This window comes from Bradyrhizobium zhengyangense (assembly GCF_022012435.1).
GTDB classification, from domain to species: domain Bacteria; phylum Pseudomonadota; class Alphaproteobacteria; order Rhizobiales; family Xanthobacteraceae; genus Bradyrhizobium; species Bradyrhizobium zhengyangense.
This window is the reverse complement of record NZ_JAKLUA010000022.1, coordinates 57,450-76,829: the sequence shown is the minus strand read 5'-3', so window position 1 is coordinate 76,829 and position 19,380 is coordinate 57,450. Positions and strand designations below refer to the sequence as shown.

Sequence of the window (19,380 nt, the reverse complement as noted above, 5' to 3'; positions counted from 1 at the left end):
ATATGCAGCCGGAATTGCCTGTCAAGAGATTTGCGAGGCGCTGGCGAGCGTCACTGATGTCGCAGGAGCTATGACAGCTCGATCGGTGCGCCGCGGCCGCTGAGCTCTTCGTCGAGGCGCAGATAGTGCGCGAGATAATCGTGCAGCGCGGTCGCGGCCTTCGAGGTGGCGCCGCTGGACTTGTAGAGCAGCAGCTCGATCTTCGGCAGCGGCGGCAGTCCTTCATTCGGGCCGATCTCGCGCATCGCCGGCACCAGCGCGCTGCGGCCGAGCACGGTGACGGCCATGCCGGCGAAGGACGCGGCTTGCAATCCACCCACGCTCTCGCTGACGCAGGCGATGCGCCAGCGCAAATTGGCGCGCTCCAGTGTGTCGATGGCGTAGTCGCGATAGATGTTGCCCGGCGGCAAGAGTGCAAGAGGGATCGGGCGTTCCTGATGCGCTGAGGATTGCTCGCCCGTCATCCACACCAGTTGTTCGCGCCGTACTACCTGGCCGCCCGTAAAGTCGTTCATGCGGGTGACGAGCGCGATGTCGACATCGCCGCGCTTGACGAGCCCGACCAGCGGCGTCGACAGCGCGCAGTTGAGCTCGACCTGCACGCGCGGAAAGGACTTTCGGAACACGCTCAGGATTTGCGGCAGCATGAACGCCGCATAGAGGTCGGGCGTGCCGAGCACGACCTGGCCTTCGATCTCCTGCGAGGCCAGCTGGGAGATCAGCTCGTCATGCAACCTGAGGATGGATTTGGCGTAGGTGAGGACGGTGGTGCCGTCGTCCGTCAGTATCAGCCTGCGGCCGCCATGCTCGAACAGCTGCTTGCCGGTGAGCTCCTCGAGCCGCTGCAATTGCAGCGTGATCGCAGGCTGGGTGCGGCCCAGCCGTCGCGCGGTCTCGGTGATGCTGCCGGTCTCGACCACCGAGATCAGCGACCGGAGCATGCGGATGTCGAGACTGATGAGGTTCATGCGGTGTCCATATCGCCCAGAATTTATGCAAGTTCCATGCTAGGGCCGATGGCGCGGTTCGCAAGATGGCGGGGCATGTCCGGCCGCGACGTTGCTGGCATAATGAATATCGGCTATCTGCCAAGATGGCGCGCACGACGTCGCCCAAGAATGCCAGAGGGGGAAGAGAACCATGACAGAAACCACCCGACGCAGCGTGCTTACGGCCGCGGCCGCGATGACCGCCGCAGGTCTTGCTGAAGCGGCGCCCGCCGCTGCACAGGCCGCGCCCAAGCCGATCTTCGCGGTGCCGATGGTCACGATTCCGATCGTCGGCGAAACGGATGTGTTCCAGGTCCGCCGTATCTACTGCATCGGTCGCAACTATGCCGCGCATGCGATCGAGCGCGGCTCGGATCCGAACCGCGAGCCGCCGTTCTTCTTTCAGAAGCCGACCGACGCGATCCAGAATGTCGCGCTCGGCGAGGTCGCCGATCACCCCTATCCGTCATTGACCAAGAACTACCACCACGAGGTCGAGCTGGTCGCCGCATTGAAATCCGGCGGCACCAACATCGCGCCTGAAAAGGCGCTCGACCATGTCTATGGCTACGCCCTCGGCCTCGACATGACCCGGCGCGATCTCCAGAACGGCATGGCCGCAGAGAAGAAGCCCTGGGAGATCGGCAAGAGCTTCGACCATGCCGCGGTGCTCGGCCCGATCCACCCGGCGAGCAAGACCGGCCATTTCGAGAAGGGCGCCATTTCGCTCGCGGTGAACGGCACCGTGCGCCAGAGCTCCGATCTCGGCAAGATGATCTGGAGCGTCGCCGAGCAGATCGCAAAACTGTCGGAAGCGTTCGAGCTCAAGGCTGGCGACATCATCTATTCGGGCACGCCGGAGAATGTCGGCCCGGTCGTGAAGGGCGACGTGCTCTTGTGCAAGCTCGAGGGCTTGCCTGACATGTCGATCAGGATCGTCTGACTTCTTGCTTCTTCCCGCCTGCGGGGAGAAGCGCGGATTGCGTTACGCTGACGGCCTCCGCTGGACCCCACGATTGACGGCGGAGGCCTTTGAATTGCCCGAGTTCCATCGGCCGCTGCCCTGTGTTGGGCAACGAACAAACCTCAAGCGGCCATATTTGAGTCAGAGTGATCTTCGGTGAGGGAGGCGCTCTGATGAAAAAAGTTCTGATCACTGCCATCGTGATGCTGGCTGGTGTACCAGCAAGCGCCGTTGCGCAGGAGCGCGCGGGCTCTGCGGCGCTCGGAGCCGTGTCCGGCGCGGTCGTGCTTGGGCCGGTCGGTGCCGTTGCGGGCGCGGTGATCGGCTATACCGCCGGTCCTTCCATCGCCCGGTCATGGGGCGTGAGAGGTTCGCGCTCGGCAAGACACCGGCAGCCGCCACGCCGCGAGGCGTACGGGACCGCCGCCACCACTTCCTCGCCACGCACGCGCGAGGCGATGGAGGCCAACGGTCAGATGAGGGCGGCCGGCAATCCGCCGGTTCAAGCCGCTCCCGTGGTGCAACCGGCTCAAGTTGCGCCGGCGGCGACCACGACGCCACCCATTCAGGGGTTCGACTGAAACGACTCCGGGGCCGCGGCGATCTTCGGCCGCAGCCGGTCCACCGTCCGCGCGACCAATCCTCTAGAGTTGGCCGAGGATCTTCTTCGCGGCGCGAAGATGCGGCTTGTCGATCATCTGGCCGTCGAGCCGCAGCGTGCCGGAGTTCGGATTGCTCGCGAACGCCGCGATCACCTTCTCCGCCCATGTCCGCTCGGCGTCCGTTGGCGCGAATGCCGCATTGACGATGTCGACATGCTTGGGATGGATCAGCGCCTTCGCCGAAAAGCCGTCGCGCCGCGCGGCGCGGGTTTCCTGCTCGAGGCCGGCGAGATTGTCGATATCGGTATAGACAGTGTCGATCGGTACCACCTCGGCCGCGGCCGCCGCCATCAGGCAGAGATCGCGCGCGAGGCGATAGGGACTGTGGAACACGCCGCCCGAGGCTTTTTCGGTGGCGCCCAGCGAGGCCGAAAGGTCTTCAGCGCCCCACATCAAGCCGGCAAGGCGCGGGGAGCAGCCCTTGTAGCTGCCGAGCCCGAAGATCGAGCTGGCGGTTTCCGTCGCGACACAAACGATGCGCGTCGCGCCTGATGTGATGCCGGATGCTGCTTCCAGCGCTTCGAGCCAAGTCGCGACCTGGCGCACGTCGTCGCCGCCTTGCGATTTCGGCAGCACGATGCCGTCGGGTTTGCCGGGCATTACCGCGGCAAGGTCGGTGAGCGTCATGCCGGTATCGAGCGCGTTGACGCGGACATAGAGCTGGTGCGGGCCGGGGCGGCTGTTGAGCATCGCAAGCGTCAGGTTGCGCGCCTCCGGCTTCTTGTCGGCGACGACGGAGTCTTCGAGGTCGATGATCAGCGCGTCGGCCTTGCCTTCGCTGGCCTTCTCGAATTTGCGCGGGGAATCGCCCGGTACGAATAGCATCGAACGCATCAGACTGGCCTCTTGTGCATCATCGCCATGCGGCGGCATTTGCCGACGATCTCGTCGTTCTGGTTCAAGGCGTGGTGCTCGAACTCGACGATGCCCGCTTTCGGGCGCGATTTGGATTCTCTCAACGACAGCACCTTCGTCGTCGCCCGCAAGGTGTCGCCATGGAAGACCGGCTTTGGAAAAGTCACGTCGGTCATGCCGAGATTGGCGACGGTGGTGCCCAAGGTCGTATCATAGACCGTCATGCCGATCATGATGCCGAGGGTGTAAAGGCTGTTGAAAATGCGCTGGCCGAATTCGGTCTTTTCGGCGAAATGCGCGTCGATGTGCAGCGGCTGCGGATTGAGCGTCAGCAGGCTGAATAGGGTGTTGTCCATTTCCGTGACGGTCCGGGCCAGCGGATGCCTGAACTCCTGGCCCACGGAAAAGTCTTCGAAATAGAGTCCGGCCATCGCGGTTTCCCTCCCTGCGAAATAACGGCACGCGCGTAGCTTTGCGCCGCATGACGCTATGCATGTTAGACACAGTTGATAGACAAATTCACGTATCTGCATGCGGTTTTTCGAGCTAAAGAACGAGAAGCGAAGGCATGTCGGGCGCGGCAGGCGGCCATGGCCTTTACGCGGGGAACGCGATCGGGAGATGGCGCCATCGCGGCTCCCAACAAGGAGACCAAGACTATGGATTTCGCGCTCACCGATCAGCAGGAAGCCATTCGCGACGCCATCGCCAAGATCTGCGAAGGCTTTCCCGACGCCTATTGGCTGAAGAAGGATCACGACGGCGGCTTCCCGCACGACTTCCACAAGGCGCTGGCCGACGCCGGCTGGCTCGGCATCTGCGTTCCGGAAGAATATGGCGGCTCGGGCCTCGGCATCACTGAAGCTGCGATCATGATGCGCACCATCGCAGAGTCAGGTGCCGGCATGTCCGGCGCCTCCGCGGTGCATATCAACGTGTTCGGTCTCAACCCCGTCGTCGTGTTCGGCACCGAGGAGCAGCGCAAGCGCATGCTGCCGCCGATGGTCGAGGGCCGCGAAAAGGCGTGCTTTGCCGTCACCGAGCCGAACACCGGGCTCAACACCACCCAGCTCAAGACCCGCGCGGTCGCCAAGAACGACCGCTACATCGTCAACGGCCAGAAGGTGTGGATCTCGACCGCGCAGGTCGCGCACAAGATTTTGCTGCTCGCGCGCACCACGCCGCTGGAAGAAGTGCGTTCGCCGACCCACGGCCTCAGCCTGTTCTACACGGACTTCGACCGCAAGAAGATCAAGGTCCACGAGATCGAGAAGATGGGCCGCAAGATGGTCGATTCCAACGAGCTGTTCTTCGAGGATTTTGAGATTCCGATGGAGGACCGCATCGGCGAAGAAGGCCGCGGCTTCGAATATATCCTGGAAGGCATGAATCCCGAGCGCATCCTGATCGCAGCCGAAGCGGTTGGCCTCGGCAAGCTCGCGCTGTCGCGCGCGACCGAATACGCCAAGACGCGCGTTGTGTTCAATCGTCCGATCGGCAAGAATCAAGGTATTCAGCATCCGCTCGCGATAAACTGGGTCGAGCTCGAGGCGGCCTGGCTGATGGTGATGTCGGCGGCCTGGCAATACGACAAGGGCATGCCCTGCGGCGCGGCAGCCAATGCCGCCAAATATCTTGCGGGCGAGGCTGGCTTCTCCGCCTGCGAGCAGGCGGTGATGACCCATGGCGGCTTCGGCTATGCCAAGGAATTTCACGTCGAACGCTATTTGCGCGAGATCCTGATCCCGCGCATCGCGCCGGTCAGTCCGCAGCTCGCACTGAGCTTCATCGCGGAAAAGGTGCTGGGGCTCGCCAAATCGTACTAAAAACAAGTCGTACCAGAGGACGCCAGGCGCTAGCTTAGTTCGGCCGCGATCCGCTCCATCGCCATGGCGCGGAGTTTTGCGCGCTGGATCTTGACGCCATTGGCGCTGTCAGTAACGGGGAAGGCGTCCACGACGTAGATCCGCGCCGGAATCTTGTAGCCGGCAAGCCGCTCGCGCAGGTGTGCTGTCAGCACCTCCTGACGCGGCGAGGTGCCTGCAGGAATGACGAAGGCGACGCAGCGCGCCTGGCCCTTCAGATCGACCGCGACGACCTGCGCGTCGGCAACGCCGGCGCAGGACTTGAGCTCGTCCTCGATCTCGCCGGGCGCGACCAGGAAGCCGCCGAGCCGCATGGCATCGCCTGCGCGGGTCTCGTAGACAAAAGCGCCGCCGCGCAGGCGACCGATATCGCCGGTGCGGAAGAAGCCGTCCGCGCTGATGGCATCGCGCGTCGCCTCGGGATTGCCGAAATATCCGAGGAAGCGCGACGGCGCGCTGATCTCGATCTCGCCGGATATGCCGGGGACTGTGAGCTCGCCGGTCTCGGTGTCGCGCACGCGGACCTTTGCGTCCGGTGACATCGGCCAGCCGCCGCCCTCGATGCGGTCGGCGAAGGCGTCGCTGGCGCGGCCGATCGAGAACAGCGCCTGCACCTCGCTCGATCCGTAGAGGCCGTACAGCGGCAGGCCGCGTGCCTCGGCCTCCGCAGCCAGCTCGCGCCAGCCAGGCTGGAACGCCGCGAAGCCGCAGATTTCCAGATGCGGGAACGGCGCGTCGGTCAGCGCAAGGATGCGGCGAAACATCTCGTCGGAGCCGAAGGTGTGGGTGATCTTGTGCTCGCCAAGGATCTTCAGCGCCGGCGCCGCCTCGAAGGCGTCGAGCACGTGGACGGTGGCGCCGGCGGCAAAGAAGCCGAGCAGGCTCGTCATGCCGAAGGTGCCGCAGAACGGTAGCATCGCCAGCAGCGCGTGACGTTGCGCCGAAAGCTGGAGCGCCGTGGCAACGGAGTGGGCGTGGGTCGCAAGCGTCCGCTGCGAATGCGCGACCAGCTTTGGCCCTTTGGTCGTGCCCGATGTCGTGTAGAGCAGCACGGGCAGATCGACGTCATCCTGAGATGGAGCCGGGGGGCAAGGCTTGTCGAAGGCGTCGAAGCGTACACAGGGCCATTGCGCAGGGATCGCATCCGCGCCGACCACCGCGAGCTTTTGCAGGGCGGGCACATCGTCCCCGGCGATATCGGCGAGAATGGCGGCGAAATCGATCGATCGGAATGCCGCCTCGATCACCAACAGCTTTGCTCCCGATAGCTTCAGGAGATGCGAGACTTCCGCGCTGCGATAGCGCGTATTGACGGCGGCGACGATCGCACCGAGCCTGGCGGCGGCAAACAGCAGTGCAATCCATTCGACGCGGTTGACCAGCCAGACCGCCACGACGTCGCCCTTGCCGATACCCTGCGCGGCAAGCCAGGCTGTGGTCTGCTCGACCTTCCGAGCAAATTCCGCGCGCGAGACCGGCCTACCGTCAAACACGAAGGCGGGATCGGCTGTAGTGTCCGATCCGATCAGCGAATGCAGTGAAACACCGTCATCATGCATGGCCACCGGAGTAGCCCGATCGCGCAAACCTGTCTACTTGGTGCCGAACATCCGGTCGCCGGCATCGCCGAGACCCGGCACGATGTAGCCGTGATCGTTGAGCCGCTCGTCGATCGCGGCGGTCCAGATCGGCACGTCGGGATGCTCGCTCTCGAACTGCGCGATACCCTCGGGGGCCGCCAGCAGGCAGACGAAGCGGATGTCTCGGGCGCCGCGATCCTTCAGCAGGGAGGCGCCGGCGCAGGCCGAGTTGCCGGTCGCCAGCATCGGGTCCATCAGGATCACAGTACGGTCGGATAGGTCCTGCGGAGCCTTGAAGTAATATTCCACGGCCTGCAAGGTCTCAGGGTCGCGGTAGAGCCCGATATGGGCGATGCGGGCCGAGGGCATCAGCGCCAGCATGCCGTCGAGAAAGCCGACGCCGGCGCGCAGGATCGGCGCCAGCGTGAGCTTCTTGCCGGCGATCTTGGGCGCCTGCATCGGGGCGATCGGCGTCTCGATGTCGACCAGTTCGAGCGGCAGATCGCGCGTCACCTCGTAACCGAGCAGCATCCCGATCTCGTTCAGGATCTCGCGAAAGCTCTTGGTCGAGCGGTCCTTCTCCCGCATCAGCGAGAGCTTGTGCTGGACCAGGGGGTGGGCGACGACGTTGACGCTGCTTGTGCTCATGCGGCCGATCTAACACGGTTCCGCGAAGCGGCGCCAGATCGGCCGGGGCGTTTTCCGCAGGGGACGAAACGGCCTCGCCGGGCTGTGCGACTGCGGTATGTGCCATGTTGCCCCCCTCGTGGGCAGCCATGGTCAATTCGGATCTAGACGCCGAGCCCGCGTGCCGCGAGCGTGATCACGATCGTCAAGATCGCGCCCCAGATCAGGCTCAGCGTCATGATCAGGATCGTCGTGGTGACCGCGTGCTCGAGATGTCCCTTGAGAAGCGGCATGCTAGCTGTCCGAGGCGGGCGCAGCGGTGGCGCGCAGGCCGAGCAGCAGCGCGGCCATCAGCACGAGCAGCACGGCGATCTTGAGCTCGATCATATCGCGTTACCTCGCAGCCAAGCGCGCCAGAAGCCGCCCGGCATGTTCAGCAAGCGCGATAAGCGTATTGCCGCGATTCTCGATATCGAGCTCGAAGGTCTCGACGGGAAACACCAGCGCGCATCGTGCCGGCGCGCTCTGACGGTTGGCAAAGTCGACGGCCGAGCTCTTGAACAGGAACAGGCCGCCGATGCGTCCGCGCGCCTCGCGTGCGACCCAGAGGCCAGCGGCATTGCGGCCGATGAAGAAGGCCGGAATGGCGTCGCTGACGATGTCGGGGTCCAGCGGCTTGAGCTCCGTCGCAGCCCGCCGCCGCGGCTGGCGATGATCAGCTTGAAGAGCAATCGCGGCCATGGCGGCCTCCTCACACATCTGCAAGGTCATTGGTGGTCTCCATTGCCGTCAGGCGTGGAGGTGCCAAACATAAATGGCGGTCTTCAGCGCGATGAGCCCGGCTAGGACACCGCCCATCGTAAGCACGGCTAGCGCACGCAGTGCGAAATGCTTGAGCTGGGCCTTGCGTTCCCTGGAGATCAGCGCCGGGCGTTCAGCCCAGCCGGAGGGCCGTTCGAAGCCCTGAGTCAACATCGACATGTCGGAAGTCCTTGTCTTAGGAGCGACGCGACAGTCGCCCCAACCTGCCTCACATGATGCGCATTGCAGCATAGGAATGCGAGACGGGCGGCGGTGTAGTCGTATAGGAGCGTCATAAAGGCGCCCCTATGCGCCGATGCCGTCGATCAGCTCTTCATCGGCAATCGCCACGAAGGCCCTGATGACCTCGGCCCGAGCTGCGTCATCCAGCGGTACGATCGGCAGCCTGGTCGCCGGCGACATCAGGCCCAGCGTGCTCAGCGCATATTTGAGCGCCGCCGGGCTCTCCTTGCTGAGGCACGCGATCAGCGGAACGAGGCGCTTATACAGGTAGCGCGCGGTTTGCAGACGGCCCTGCCTGACTTGCGAGAAAATCGTGCGACAGAGATCCGGCGCAATGTTGGAGACCTCCGAGATTGCGCCGTCGCCGCCGCCGGCGATATGGGCGAAGGCGGTGGCATCGTCGCCGGACAGCAACCGAAAGCCCGCCGGCAGCAGCCGGTTCAGGCGCATCGGCCGGGTGACATCGCCGCTGCCGTCACGCAAGCCGACGAACTGGCGGGATTCGACCAGTCGCAGCAGCGTCTCCTCGGCGAGCGGGCGCAGCGTGCGGGAGGGAATGTCGTGCAGAATCACGGGCAGTCCTGTCGAGGCGGCAATCGTGCGGAAATGCGCGAGCATGCCCTCCTGCATCGGCTTGTTGTAGGCGGGCACCACCGACATGATGGAATCAGCACCGGCGGCCTCCGCGCGGCGCGCGAGCTCGACGGCGCGGCTGGTCGCGTTCGACATCGCGCCAGCAATGACTCGCACGCGACCGCGGACGACGTCGACCGCGGTGCGAATGACGAGCTCCTGCTCGGCGGGCGAAAGCGTTGGCGCTTCGCCCGCCGTCTCGCAGACCAGGAGCGCGGGAACACCGGCGGCAACCTGGCGCTCGCATAGTGCGGCGAGCGCCTTCAGATCAATTCCATCCGATGCATCGAACGGTGTCGGCAGATCCGGAATGAAGCCGGTGAACCAGGCTGAGGGAGGGATGAACATGATGAGTCGCCTGAAGGCGCCGGCTCAGGCGGCGCGCTGCGAGACGCCGGGGTTCTTGCCCATCTCGAGCTCGATCTCGCGCGGCAACTCGACGATGGTCTCGGGGTGCTGTCCGTTCTCGAACAGGGCGTATTTGAGGGCCTCTGCGCGGCTGACGAACAGGCCGCCATAGAGGCCGTGCTGCTCCTGCGCGATCCACTGACCGCGACGGTTCTTGCCGATGAAGACAATGCTGGAGAGGGAGCTGCACGAAGGAGGTTCGACGAGTTTCACGGAGGTGGTCCTTCCAATTGACGGGCGCAGCGGGATCTCGTCCCGCTGATCGCCCGATCAATATCTTTCTCAATGGATAGGATTTCGAGAGAGAGCGCGCGGCGATCTCATAGGAACGCCATAAGACTCGCGAGCAGTTCAGCTAACATTCTCGCAGGCGACCGGCTCATAGAGGGGGTCGATGGCAGGGCGCACGCTGGGAACGCTTGGCCGTGAGGCTTCCACGGCCAGCGCCTGCACTTCCACGAAAGCCGACATCAGCGCGATTGCGAGATCGCCATGGCAGCCCTCGACGGCCGCATCGAGCCAGTCCGGCAGTTCGCGTTCACGCGACAGCGCGCAATGCCACTCACCCTCGTCATAGGCGATGCGGCGGACGTGCCACAGCGGCAGCTCGAGCTCCATCAGCGCAAGCGCGACATCGGTCCAGGCCTCGGCGTCGATCAGCTGCATCAGGCGAGCGGTGCGCTCGCTCTGGCGGAGCGAGGGGATTCGTCGGCAGGCCTTGTCCATGATCTCGCGCATCAGCGGACCGGTCATGCCTTGCGCATTGCGCAAATGGTCGCTGAGCGAAGGGAAATCGTAGTGTCGGAAAGCGACGGTCATGTCAGGCCTCCTGGAAGTGGTGTCGGTCAGTCGGCCGGCCTCTTCAGGATGGCGGGATGAGCATTGGAAAACGAGATGGGGCGCGGGTGGGAGATATAGGAATCTCATAAAGGTGGGATACGAGCGGTGAGGAGTGCAACGCGCTTCCAAACCCGCCGTCATCCCCGCGAACGCGGCGATCCATAACCACAGGGGAGATGTTGTGGGACCAGGCTGGTCACTACGAGTCCTCGCCAGACATCTCCCTGCGGTATGGGTTGCGGATCTGCGCTTCGCTTGTCCGGGACGATAGCGGAGGTTGCCGTGCGACTACGAGTCGACCGCACCGTCCGCCCTTTATGAGATTCCTATAACTTCGCCATAGCCCTCGTCTCGAAAACCTATGTCCGTGGTGGCACTTCAATGCGGTGAAAGGTCCCGGCTGGCAACTGCTGCACATGCGTTGCACTTGATACAACGCAAGCTGCCTGCCGGGAAAGAGAGACATGGTTGCCTCCTGAACAGGGCGCAACGAGGAGTTTTCCCATGATGGACATTCTGATGCTGGCGCTGGGCTTCGGCTTCTTCGCGCTCGCGATCGGTTATACCTACGCTTGCGAACGGCTTTGAGGGAGCGGACCATGATCTTCGATTATTCGCTCGCTGGCGTCGTTTCGCTGGGGCTCCTGTTCTACCTCACCTATGCGCTGCTGCGGCCGGAACGATTCTGAGCCGTGCTGCTGCTTGTCGAATTGCTGCTGGCCGACGTTGCGCTCGTCGGCTGCTTGCTTGCGGTGCTGCTGCCGCTGTTGCGCCGGACACCAAGCCTGAAGGGTTAATGCCATGACTGTGATCGGTTGGCTCCAGATCGTTCTGTTCTGCGTTGTCATCGTCGCGCTGACCAAGCCGCTCGGCTATTACATGACGCGCGTGTTCAATGGCGAGAAGACGTTTCTCTCGCCGGTGTTGCGTCCGATCGAGGCCGGCATCTACTGGATTTCGGGCGTCGACGAGAAGCGCGAGCAGCATTGGTTGACCTACACGGTCGCCATGCTGCTGTTCCACGTCGGCGGCTTCCTCATCATCTACGGCGTAATGCGCTTGCAGGCTGTGCTGCCCTTCAACCCGGCCGGGCAGGTCGCCGTGGCCGAGGATCTCTCCTTCAACACCGCGATCTCCTTCATCACCAACACCAACTGGCAGAACTATGGGGGCGAAAGCACGATCTCTTATCTCGTGCAGATGGTGGGCCTGACCCATCAGAACTTCCTGTCGGCCGCGACCGGCATCGCGCTTGCCGTGGCGCTGATCCGTGGTTTCTCGCGTGCCTCGATGCGCACGGTCGGAAATTTCTGGGTCGACGTCACCCGCTGTACGCTCTACGTGCTGCTGCCGATCTGCGTCGTCTACACGCTGTTCCTGGTCTCGCAGGGCATGCCGCAGACGCTCGGCGACTATGTCGATGCGACAACGCTTGAAGGCGCCAAGCAGACCATCGCGGTCGGCCCGGTGGCATCGCAGGTCGCGATCAAGATGCTGGGCACCAATGGCGGCGGCTTCTTCAATGCCAATGCAGCACACCCGTTCGAGAACCCGACCGCGCTGTCGAACTTCGTGCAGATGCTGTCGATCTTCGCGCTGGGCGCTGCGCTGACCAACGTGTTCGGCCGCATGGTTGGCAACCAGCGCCAGGGCTGGGCCATCCTCGCCGTGATGGGCGTGCTGTTCATCGCCGGCGTCACCGTCACCTATTGGGCGGAAGCAAGCGGCACCTCGACGCTGCAGGCGCTCGGCCTCACCGGCGGCAACATGGAGGGCAAGGAAGTCCGCTTCGGCATCGTCGCGTCCTCGCTGTTCGCCGTGATCACCACCGCCGCCTCCTGCGGCGCGGTCAACGCCATGCATGACAGTTTTACCGCGCTCGGCGGCATGATCCCGCTGATCAACATCGAGCTCGGCGAAATCATCGTCGGCGGCGTCGGCGCCGGCATGTACGGCATGCTCCTTTTCGTCATTCTGGCGATCTTCGTCGCCGGCCTGATGGTCGGCCGCACGCCCGAATATGTCGGCAAGAAGATCGAGGCGCGCGAGGTCAAGATGGCGATGCTGGCCATCCTGGTGCTGCCGCTGATGATCCTTGGCTGGACCGCCGTCGGCGTGGTCTATCCGGCGGCGGTCGCCTCGATGGCGAACGCCGGCCCGCACGGCTTCACCGAGGTGCTCTACGCTTACACCTCGGGAACCGGCAACAACGGCTCGGCCTTTGCGGGCCTCACCGGCAACACCTTCTTCTACAACCTCACGCTGGGCTGCGCGATGTTCGTCGGCCGCTTCTTCATGATCGTGCCGGCGATGGCGATCGCGGGCTCGCTTGCAGGGAAGAAATCGATCCCGCCGTCCATGGGCACGTTCCCGACTACGGGCGGGCTGTTCGTCGGCCTCGTCGTCGGCGTGATTCTCATCATGGGCGGCCTGACCTTCTTCCCGGCGCTCGCGCTCGGCCCGATCGTCGAGCATCTCGCGATGAACGCCGGCAACCTCTTCTGATTTCCGGAGTGACCTCCATGGATACGATGAAACTGCAAAAGCGTGCCCCGATGTCGGCAATGCTCGATCCGAAAATCGTGCTGCCCGCGATCCGCGCGTCCTTCGCCAAACTCAATCCGCGGCTGATGGTGAAGAACCCCGTCATGTTCGTGGTCGAGGTCGTGGCTGCGCTCACCACGGTGATCTTCTTGCGCGACCTCGTCACGGGCGGGATGAACCTCGGCTTCACTTTTCAAATCATTCTCTGGCTCTGGTTCACGGTGCTGTTCGCGAACTTCGCCGAGGCGGTGGCCGAGGGCCGCGGCAAGGCGCAGGCGGATTCGCTGCGCAAGACCCGCACCGAAAGCCAGGCCAAGCTCCTTAACGGTGCAGGTCATGACTTCAAGCTTGTGCCGGGCACGAGCTTGAAGGTCGGTGACATCGTGCTGGTCGAGGCGGGAGATACGATTCCGTCCGATGGCGAGGTGATCGAGGGCGTTGCTTCCGTCAACGAGGCCGCCATCACCGGTGAGTCCGCGCCTGTCATCCGCGAGTCCGGTGGCGACCGTTCGGCGGTCACGGGCGGCACGCAGGTGCTGTCCGACTGGATCCGCGTCCGCATCACCGCGGCACAGGGCTCGACCTTCATCGACCGCATGATCAAGCTGGTCGAGGGTGCCGAGCGGCAGAAGACGCCGAACGAGATCGCGCTCAACATCCTGCTCGCCGGCCTCACCATCATCTTCGTGTTCGCCACCGTCACCATCCCGAGCTATGCGGCTTATGCCGGCGGCTCGATCTCGATCATCGTGCTGGTCGCGCTGTTCGTGACGCTGATCCCGACCACGATCGGTGCGCTGCTCTCGGCGATCGGCATCGCCGGCATGGACCGCCTGGTGCGCTTCAACGTGCTGGCAATGTCGGGCCGCGCGGTCGAGGCCGCTGGCGACGTCGACACTCTGCTACTCGACAAGACCGGCACCATCACCCTCGGCAACCGCCAGGCGACGGCGTTCCGTCCCGTTCGCGGCGTGACCGAGCAGGAACTGGCGGATGCCGGCCAGCTTGCCTCGCTCGCCGACGAGACCCCTGAAGGTCGTTCAATCGTCGTGCTGGCGAAGGAGAAGTACGGCATCCGCGGTCGCGACATGGCCGAGCTTGGCGCGACCTTCGTTCCGTTCACGGCGCAGACCCGCATGAGCGGCGTCGATGCCGGTGGCTCGTCGGTGCGCAAGGGCGCTGTCGATGCAATCTTGAACTACATCGGTGGCGGAGCAGCACAGGCCGTCGCAACTGGCAATGCCGTTCGTGCCGTTCAGCCTTCGCTCAACTCGGACACCGCGCGGGAGATCCAGACGATTTCCGACGAGATCGCAAAGGCCGGCGGCACGCCGCTTGCCGTTGCGAAGGACGGCCGTCTGCTCGGCGTGATCCAACTCAAGGACATCGTCAAGGGCGGCATCCGTGAGCGCTTTGCCGAACTGCGCCGCATGGGCATTCGCACCATCATGATCACAGGCGATAATCCGATGACGGCTGCCGCGATCGCAGCGGAAGCCGGCGTCGACGATTTCCTGGCGCAGGCTACGCCCGAGGACAAGCTCAAGCTGATCCGCGAGGAACAGGCCAAGGGCAAGCTGGTCGCCATGTGCGGCGACGGTACCAACGATGCGCCGGCGCTGGCGCAGGCCGACGTCGGTGTCGCCATGAACACCGGCACGCAAGCCGCCCGCGAGGCTGGCAACATGGTCGATCTCGATTCCAACCCGACCAAGCTGATCGAGGTGGTCGAGATCGGCAAGCAGCTTCTGATGACGCGCGGTGCGCTGACGACGTTCTCGATCGCCAACGACGTCGCAAAGTATTTTGCGATCATCCCGGCGATGTTCCTGGCGTTCTACCCGCAGCTCAACGTGCTGAACGTCATGAACCTGTCGAGCCCGCAGAGCGCGATCCTGTCGGCGATCATCTTCAACGCGCTTATCATCATCGGCCTGATTCCTCTGGCTCTGAAGGGCGTCGCCTATCGCGCGGTCGGCGCCGGCGCGTTGCTTCGGCGTAACCTCTTGATCTACGGCCTCGGCGGCATCGTCATTCCCTTTATCGGCATCAAGGCAATCGACCTCGTCGTCGTTGCCTTGCACCTGGCTTGAGTTCGTCATTGCGAGCGAAGTGAAGCAATCCAGAAATGTCTCCGCGGTTGACAGCCTGGATTGCTTCGTCGCTTCGCTCCTCGCGTGACGAGAGAAACTGGAGAAAATACATGCTCAGAGAAATCCGCCCCGCCATCGTCCTTCTGCTGGTGCTCACCGCCATCACAGGCCTGGCCTATCCGCTCGCCATGACCGGCATCGCCGGCGCGATCTTCCCCGCCAAGGCGCAAGGCAGCCTGATCGAGAAGGACGGCAAGGTGATCGGCTCCGCCCTGATCGGGCAGGAGTTCAAGGACGACAAATATTTCCACGGCCGCCCCTCGGCGACGCTGGCGCCGGACCCCAATGATTCGACCAAGACAGTGTCCGCGCCCTACAACGCGGCCAATTCCGGCGGCTCCAATCTCGGCCCGACCAGCAAGGCGCTGGCCGACCGGCTGAAGGAGGATGTGGACAAGCTTAAGGCCGAGAACCCGAATGCCCCCGTTCCGGTCGATCTGGTCACGACCTCGGCGAGCGGTCTCGACCCCGACATTTCGCCTGAGGCCGCGCAATTCCAGGTGCCGCGGGTGGCAAAGGCGCGCAATATTCCGGAAGAGTCGCTTAAGACACTCGTCGCCGCCAACACCGAGGGCCGTTGGCTCGGCCTGCTCGGCGAACCCAGGGTTAACGTTCTGGCGCTGAATCTCGCGCTGGATCGTGCGTCCGCGAAGTAGCGTCTAGGCCGGCAATATCAGGATGATTATATTGGCCTGATGGTTCAGCAGCGCCGCGATCCCGAACAACGTCCATCGCCCGAGGCGCTGCTGGAAGCCGCGCGCCGGGAGGAGAGCGCGAGCGGCAAGCTGAAGATATTCGTCGGCGCCGCGCCCGGCGTCGGCAAGACCTACGAGATGCTGCAGAGCGCCCATGCCCGGCGCAAGGCCGGCATCGACGTCGTGGTCGGCTTCGTCGAGACCCATGGCCGCGCCGAGACCGAGGCGCTGGTGCGGGGACTGGAGGTCGTCCCGCGCAAGCGGCTCGACTATCGCGGCCAGATCGTCGAGGAGATGGACCTTGATGCCGTGATCGCGCGGCGGCCGAAGATCGCATTGGTCGACGAACTCGCGCACACCAATGCCCCCGGCAGCCGTCATCCCAAGCGCTATCTCGACGTCGAGGAGCTGCTCTCCCACGGCATCGACGTCTATACCGCCGTCAACATCCAGCATATCGAGAGCCTGAACGACGTCGTCGCCCAGATCACCCATGTCCGGGTCCGCGAGACCGTGCCGGATTCGATCTTCGACCGCGCCGATGCGATCGAGCTGATCGACCTCACGCCCGACGACCTGATCCAGCGCCTGCGTGAAGGCAAGGTCTACGTTCCCAAGCAGGCCGAGCGGGCGCTGGAGCATTACTTTTCGCCGGGCAATCTGACTGCGCTGCGCGAACTGGCGCTGCGGCGCACGGCAGAGCGCGTCGACGAGCAGCTGCTCAATCACATGCAGGCGAACGCCATCGCAGGCCCGTGGGCCGCGGGCGAGCGCATCCTCGTCTGCGTCAGCGAGGATCCGCGCGCGGCCGGGCTCGTGCGTTATACCAAGCGGCTGGCCGATCGGTTGCATGCGCAATTCACCGCGATCTCGATCGAGACGCGACGCTCGCTCCAGCTCTCGGACCAGGAGCGTGACCGGCTGGCGGACACGCTGCGGCTTGCGGAATCGCTGGGCGGCGAGGCGCTGACGATTCCCGCGGTCGGCCGCCGCATCGCCGACGACGTCATCAATTTCGCGCAAGGCAACAACGTCACCCAGATCGTGATCGGCAAGTCGACCCGCTCGCGCTGGTTCGAGATGGCGCGCGGCTCTGTCGTGCACGATCTGGTGCGCCGTGCCGGCAATATCAGCGTTCATGTCATCCCCGGCGACGAGCTGTTGGACGAGGCGGCGCCGAAGACGGCCGTGCAGACCGCCGCGCGGACCGAACCGTTCAATCCGCTGCCCTATCTCAAATCGCTCGGTGTCGTGCTGGTCGGCCTCGGCGCCGCGGAGCTGCTTCAACCGCGGTTCGGCATCGAGAATGTTGACCTCGTGCTGCTCACCGCGGTGGTCGCGGTCGCGGTGCGCTACGGCTTGTGGCCGTCGCTGCTTGCGAGCATCGCAGCCTCATTGGCCTATAATTTCTTCTTCCTGCCGCCGGTCTACACCTTCACCATCACCGATCCGACCAATGTCGCGGCGTTCTTTTTCTTCATGCTGATCGCGATCCTGGTGTCCAATGTGGCGGCGCGCGTGCGCACGCAGGCCGACACCGCGATCGGCCGCATCAGGACCACTGAGCAGCTTTACGCCTTCAGCCGCAAGCTCGCCGGCACGGCCACGCTCGATGACGTGCTGTGGGCCTCGGCCTATCAGATCGCGCTAATGCTGAAAGTTCGCGTGGTGCTGCTGCTGCCGGAGGATGGCCTGTTGACGGTGAAATCAGGCTATCCGCCCGAGGACCAGCTCGACCAGGCCGATCTTGCCGCCGCCAACTGGGCCTGGAGCAATGACCGCCCCGCCGGCCGTGGCTCGGATACGTTGCCGGGCGCCAAGCGGCTGTTCCTGCCGATGCGCACTGGGCGCGGTCCGATCGGCGTGATCGGCATCGACAATGATCGCAACGGCCCGCTGCTGACGCCGGACCAGCGCCGGCTGCTGGACGCGCTGGTCGACCAGGGCGCGCTCGCGATCGAGCGCGTGCTGCTGGTCGAGGACATGGACCGGGTCAAGCGCACCGTCGAGTCCGAACGACTTCGCTCGGCTTTGCTGACCTCGATTTCCCACGATCTGAAAACGCCGCTCGCGTCCGTGCTGGGCGCAGCCTCGACCATGCGCGATCTCGCCGGCGCGCTGTCCGACACCGAGAAGCGCGACCTGCTGGCGACCGTGATCGACGAGTCCGAGCGGCTCAACCGCTTCATTGCCAATCTGCTCGACATGACCAAGCTCGAATCCGGCGCCATCGTGCCCAATACGGCGCTGCACGATCTCGGCGAGATCGTCGGCAGCGCACTGCGGAGGGCCTCGAAGATCCTGACAGCTCACAAGGTGGAGCTGATCCTGGCTGCCGATCTGCCGATGCTCGAGCTCGACGCGGTGTTGTTCGAGCAGGTGCTGTTCAACCTGCTCGACAATGCGGCAAAATATTCACCGGCTGAGACCACCATTGCGATCAAGAGCCGGCGCGAGGGCGACCAGGTGGTGCTTGATATCGTGGACGAGGGTGCCGGCATTCCGCCCATTGAGCTCGAAAGCGTGTTCGACAAGTTCTATCGCGTGCAGAAAGGCGACCACGTGCGTCCCGGCACCGGGCTCGGGCTTGCCATCTCCCGCGGTTTCGTCGAAGCCATGCGCGGCACGATCTCGGCTGCCAATCGCAGCGACCGCAGCGGCGCCATCCTCACCATTCGTCTGCCGGTTCCGGCGCAGACCAAAGCATTGGATACCGCCGCATGAGTGCTGCCCCGATCAAGGTTTTGGTGATCGACGACGAGCCGCCGATCCGCAAGCTGTTGCGGATGGGGCTGTCGACGCAGGGTTACGAGATCCTGGAGGCGTCGAACGGCAAGGTCGCGCTGGAGAAGCTCAGCGAAGAGCCCGCGCTGATCATTCTCGATCTCGGCCTGCCCGACATCCAGGGCCATGAGCTGCTGCGCACCATCCGCGCCCGCAACGAGAGCGTGCCGATCGTGGTGCTGTCGAGCCGCGGCGACGAGGCCGGCAAGGTGCAGGCGCTCGATCTCGGCGCCGATGATTATCTGACCAAGCCGTTCGGCATGGACGAGCTCCTGGCGCGCCTGCGCGCCGCACTACGGCATCAGTTGCAGGTGCAGGGTGAGCGTCCGGTGTTTCGCACTGGTGATCTCTCGGTCGATCTCGTCCGCCGCATCGTCAAGCTCGGCGAGCGCGAAATCAAGCTATCGCCGAAGGAATACGATCTCCTGCGCGTGCTGGTCCAGCATGCCGGCAAGGTGCTGACCCACAGATTCCTGCTCAAGGAGCTCTGGGACGAGCTGACCGACGCGCAATATCTGCGCGTCTATGTCCGCCAGCTCCGCCAGAAGATCGAAGCCGATCCGGAGCGCCCGCAATATGTGCTGACGGAGACGGGGATCGGGTACCGGCTGAAGGCGGGGGATTGACTTCCTGTTGGGACGCGATTCTGCTTCCATATCGTCATTGCGAGCGCAGCGAAGCAATCCAGAGTCCCTCCGCGGAACGATCCTGGATTGCTTCGCTGCGCTCACAATGAC

At 64.1% G+C, this 19,380-nt stretch carries 20 protein-coding genes; 9 read left to right on the top strand and 11 right to left on the bottom strand.

Annotated features, from left to right (window positions below; translation table 11 throughout):
- Positions 1-68: 68 nt before the first annotated feature.
- On the bottom strand, positions 69-968 hold the full coding sequence (locus L6637_RS37130) for a LysR substrate-binding domain-containing protein (RefSeq protein ID WP_237862656.1): 900 nt from the start codon (positions 966-968) through the stop codon (positions 69-71).
- Positions 969-1,140: 172 nt separating this feature from the next.
- Here L6637_RS37130 and L6637_RS37125 point away from each other — a divergent pair, with 172 nt between their 5' ends.
- Positions 1,141-1,932, top strand: a complete 792-nt coding sequence (locus L6637_RS37125; protein WP_237873839.1) for a fumarylacetoacetate hydrolase family protein — start codon at positions 1,141-1,143, stop codon at positions 1,930-1,932.
- 194 nt (positions 1,933-2,126) lie between these two features.
- Complete coding sequence (locus tag L6637_RS37120; protein ID WP_237873838.1) at positions 2,127-2,534, top strand: hypothetical protein; 408 nt, start codon at positions 2,127-2,129, stop codon at positions 2,532-2,534.
- A 63-nt stretch (positions 2,535-2,597) separates the two neighbouring features.
- On the opposite strand, the gene L6637_RS37115 is transcribed toward L6637_RS37120, so the two are convergent.
- Both L6637_RS37115 and L6637_RS37110 read right to left on the bottom strand, forming a co-directional pair.
- Positions 2,598-3,449, bottom strand: a complete 852-nt coding sequence (locus L6637_RS37115; RefSeq protein WP_237873836.1) for an HpcH/HpaI aldolase/citrate lyase family protein — start codon at positions 3,447-3,449, stop codon at positions 2,598-2,600.
- Complete coding sequence (locus L6637_RS37110; RefSeq protein ID WP_237862652.1) at positions 3,449-3,901, bottom strand: MaoC family dehydratase; 453 nt, start codon at positions 3,899-3,901, stop codon at positions 3,449-3,451. The genes L6637_RS37115 and L6637_RS37110 overlap by 1 nt, the downstream gene beginning before the upstream one ends.
- A gap of 228 nt (positions 3,902-4,129) precedes the next feature.
- Between L6637_RS37110 and L6637_RS37105 the strand changes: the two genes are divergently transcribed.
- Positions 4,130-5,296 (top strand): acyl-CoA dehydrogenase family protein, encoded by a 1,167-nt coding sequence (locus L6637_RS37105; protein WP_237873865.1) that lies wholly within the window; start codon positions 4,130-4,132, stop codon positions 5,294-5,296.
- Between the two features lie 29 nt (positions 5,297-5,325).
- Here L6637_RS37105 and L6637_RS37100 read toward each other — a convergent pair whose 3' ends face one another.
- From L6637_RS37100 to L6637_RS37070, 8 genes are all read right to left on the bottom strand, one after another.
- On the bottom strand, positions 5,326-6,894 hold the full coding sequence (locus L6637_RS37100) for an AMP-binding protein (RefSeq protein WP_237873863.1): 1,569 nt from the start codon (positions 6,892-6,894) through the stop codon (positions 5,326-5,328).
- Positions 6,895-6,927: 33 nt separating this feature from the next.
- Positions 6,928-7,563, bottom strand: a complete 636-nt coding sequence (gene upp / locus L6637_RS37095; RefSeq protein WP_128950108.1) for a uracil phosphoribosyltransferase — start codon at positions 7,561-7,563, stop codon at positions 6,928-6,930.
- Positions 7,564-7,706: 143 nt separating this feature from the next.
- Positions 7,707-7,835: a hypothetical protein gene (locus tag L6637_RS42470; RefSeq protein WP_271604362.1), complete on the bottom strand. Its 129-nt coding sequence runs from the start codon at positions 7,833-7,835 to the stop codon at positions 7,707-7,709.
- Between the two features lie 100 nt (positions 7,836-7,935).
- Positions 7,936-8,313 (bottom strand): hypothetical protein, encoded by a 378-nt coding sequence (locus L6637_RS37090; RefSeq protein ID WP_237873834.1) that lies wholly within the window; start codon positions 8,311-8,313, stop codon positions 7,936-7,938.
- A gap of 18 nt (positions 8,314-8,331) precedes the next feature.
- Positions 8,332-8,523 carry a hypothetical protein gene (locus L6637_RS37085; protein ID WP_237873832.1) on the bottom strand — a complete coding sequence of 64 codons (192 nt, stop codon included), beginning with the start codon at positions 8,521-8,523 and terminating at the stop codon, positions 8,332-8,334.
- 126 nt (positions 8,524-8,649) lie between these two features.
- Positions 8,650-9,567: a 4-hydroxy-tetrahydrodipicolinate synthase gene (dapA, locus tag L6637_RS37080; protein WP_237873830.1), complete on the bottom strand. Its 918-nt coding sequence runs from the start codon at positions 9,565-9,567 to the stop codon at positions 8,650-8,652.
- A gap of 24 nt (positions 9,568-9,591) precedes the next feature.
- Entirely contained in the window at positions 9,592-9,840 is a 249-nt protein-coding gene (locus L6637_RS37075) for a hypothetical protein (RefSeq protein ID WP_237862648.1), read from the bottom strand.
- Positions 9,841-9,978: 138 nt separating this feature from the next.
- A complete protein-coding gene (locus L6637_RS37070) occupies positions 9,979-10,446 on the bottom strand; it encodes a hypothetical protein (RefSeq protein ID WP_237873829.1) in 468 nt (155 codons plus the stop codon).
- A 620-nt stretch (positions 10,447-11,066) separates the two neighbouring features.
- Here L6637_RS37070 and L6637_RS37065 point away from each other — a divergent pair.
- The 6 genes from L6637_RS37065 to L6637_RS37040 all read left to right on the top strand — a co-directional run bounded on the left by L6637_RS37065 (position 11,067) and on the right by L6637_RS37040 (position 19,269).
- Positions 11,067-11,156 (top strand): K(+)-transporting ATPase subunit F, encoded by a 90-nt coding sequence (locus tag L6637_RS37065; RefSeq protein WP_007595755.1) that lies wholly within the window; start codon positions 11,067-11,069, stop codon positions 11,154-11,156.
- Between the two features lie 112 nt (positions 11,157-11,268).
- Positions 11,269-12,972 (top strand): potassium-transporting ATPase subunit KdpA, encoded by a 1,704-nt coding sequence (gene kdpA, locus L6637_RS37060; RefSeq protein ID WP_237873828.1) that lies wholly within the window; start codon positions 11,269-11,271, stop codon positions 12,970-12,972.
- Between the two features lie 17 nt (positions 12,973-12,989).
- A complete protein-coding gene (kdpB, locus tag L6637_RS37055; RefSeq protein WP_237862644.1) occupies positions 12,990-15,104 on the top strand; it encodes a potassium-transporting ATPase subunit KdpB in 2,115 nt (704 codons plus the stop codon).
- Positions 15,105-15,214: 110 nt separating this feature from the next.
- Positions 15,215-15,820, top strand: a complete 606-nt coding sequence (locus tag L6637_RS37050; RefSeq protein ID WP_237873827.1) for a K(+)-transporting ATPase subunit C — start codon at positions 15,215-15,217, stop codon at positions 15,818-15,820.
- Positions 15,821-15,859: 39 nt separating this feature from the next.
- The gene (locus tag L6637_RS37045) at positions 15,860-18,583 is read left to right on the top strand and encodes a sensor histidine kinase (protein ID WP_237873825.1); all 2,724 of its coding nucleotides are present in this window, start codon (positions 15,860-15,862) and stop codon (positions 18,581-18,583) included.
- Entirely contained in the window at positions 18,580-19,269 is a 690-nt protein-coding gene (locus tag L6637_RS37040; protein WP_237862641.1) for a response regulator, read from the top strand. Before L6637_RS37045 ends, L6637_RS37040 begins: the two co-directional genes overlap by 4 nt.
- Positions 19,270-19,380: the final 111 nt, after the last annotated feature.

What these genes read in the sequence shown, in the direction of transcription:
- upp (WP_128950108.1), bottom strand. Translation starts at nt 7,563, where the DNA reads ATGAGCACAAGCAGCGTCAACGTCGTCGCCCACCCCCTGGTCCAGCAC.
- L6637_RS37090 (WP_237873834.1), bottom strand. Translation starts at nt 8,313, where the DNA reads ATGACCTTGCAGATGTGTGAGGAGGCCGCCATGGCCGCGATTGCTCTT.
- L6637_RS42470 (WP_271604362.1), bottom strand. Translation starts at nt 7,835, where the DNA reads ATGCCGCTTCTCAAGGGACATCTCGAGCACGCGGTCACCACGACGATC.
- L6637_RS37105 (WP_237873865.1), top strand. Translation starts at nt 4,130, where the DNA reads ATGGATTTCGCGCTCACCGATCAGCAGGAAGCCATTCGCGACGCCATC.
- L6637_RS37085 (WP_237873832.1), bottom strand. Translation starts at nt 8,523, where the DNA reads ATGTCGATGTTGACTCAGGGCTTCGAACGGCCCTCCGGCTGGGCTGAA.
- L6637_RS37050 (WP_237873827.1), top strand. Translation starts at nt 15,215, where the DNA reads ATGCTCAGAGAAATCCGCCCCGCCATCGTCCTTCTGCTGGTGCTCACC.
- kdpB (WP_237862644.1), top strand. Translation starts at nt 12,990, where the DNA reads ATGGATACGATGAAACTGCAAAAGCGTGCCCCGATGTCGGCAATGCTC.
- dapA (WP_237873830.1), bottom strand. Translation starts at nt 9,567, where the DNA reads ATGTTCATCCCTCCCTCAGCCTGGTTCACCGGCTTCATTCCGGATCTG.
- L6637_RS37120 (WP_237873838.1), top strand. Translation starts at nt 2,127, where the DNA reads ATGAAAAAAGTTCTGATCACTGCCATCGTGATGCTGGCTGGTGTACCA.
- L6637_RS37115 (WP_237873836.1), bottom strand. Translation starts at nt 3,449, where the DNA reads ATGCGTTCGATGCTATTCGTACCGGGCGATTCCCCGCGCAAATTCGAG.
- L6637_RS37070 (WP_237873829.1), bottom strand. Translation starts at nt 10,446, where the DNA reads ATGACCGTCGCTTTCCGACACTACGATTTCCCTTCGCTCAGCGACCAT.
- kdpA (WP_237873828.1), top strand. Translation starts at nt 11,269, where the DNA reads ATGACTGTGATCGGTTGGCTCCAGATCGTTCTGTTCTGCGTTGTCATC.
- L6637_RS37040 (WP_237862641.1), top strand. Translation starts at nt 18,580, where the DNA reads ATGAGTGCTGCCCCGATCAAGGTTTTGGTGATCGACGACGAGCCGCCG.
- L6637_RS37125 (WP_237873839.1), top strand. Translation starts at nt 1,141, where the DNA reads ATGACAGAAACCACCCGACGCAGCGTGCTTACGGCCGCGGCCGCGATG.
- L6637_RS37100 (WP_237873863.1), bottom strand. Translation starts at nt 6,894, where the DNA reads ATGCATGATGACGGTGTTTCACTGCATTCGCTGATCGGATCGGACACT.
- L6637_RS37045 (WP_237873825.1), top strand. Translation starts at nt 15,860, where the DNA reads ATGGTTCAGCAGCGCCGCGATCCCGAACAACGTCCATCGCCCGAGGCG.
- L6637_RS37130 (WP_237862656.1), bottom strand. Translation starts at nt 968, where the DNA reads ATGAACCTCATCAGTCTCGACATCCGCATGCTCCGGTCGCTGATCTCG.
- L6637_RS37065 (WP_007595755.1), top strand. Translation starts at nt 11,067, where the DNA reads ATGATCTTCGATTATTCGCTCGCTGGCGTCGTTTCGCTGGGGCTCCTG.
- L6637_RS37110 (WP_237862652.1), bottom strand. Translation starts at nt 3,901, where the DNA reads ATGGCCGGACTCTATTTCGAAGACTTTTCCGTGGGCCAGGAGTTCAGG.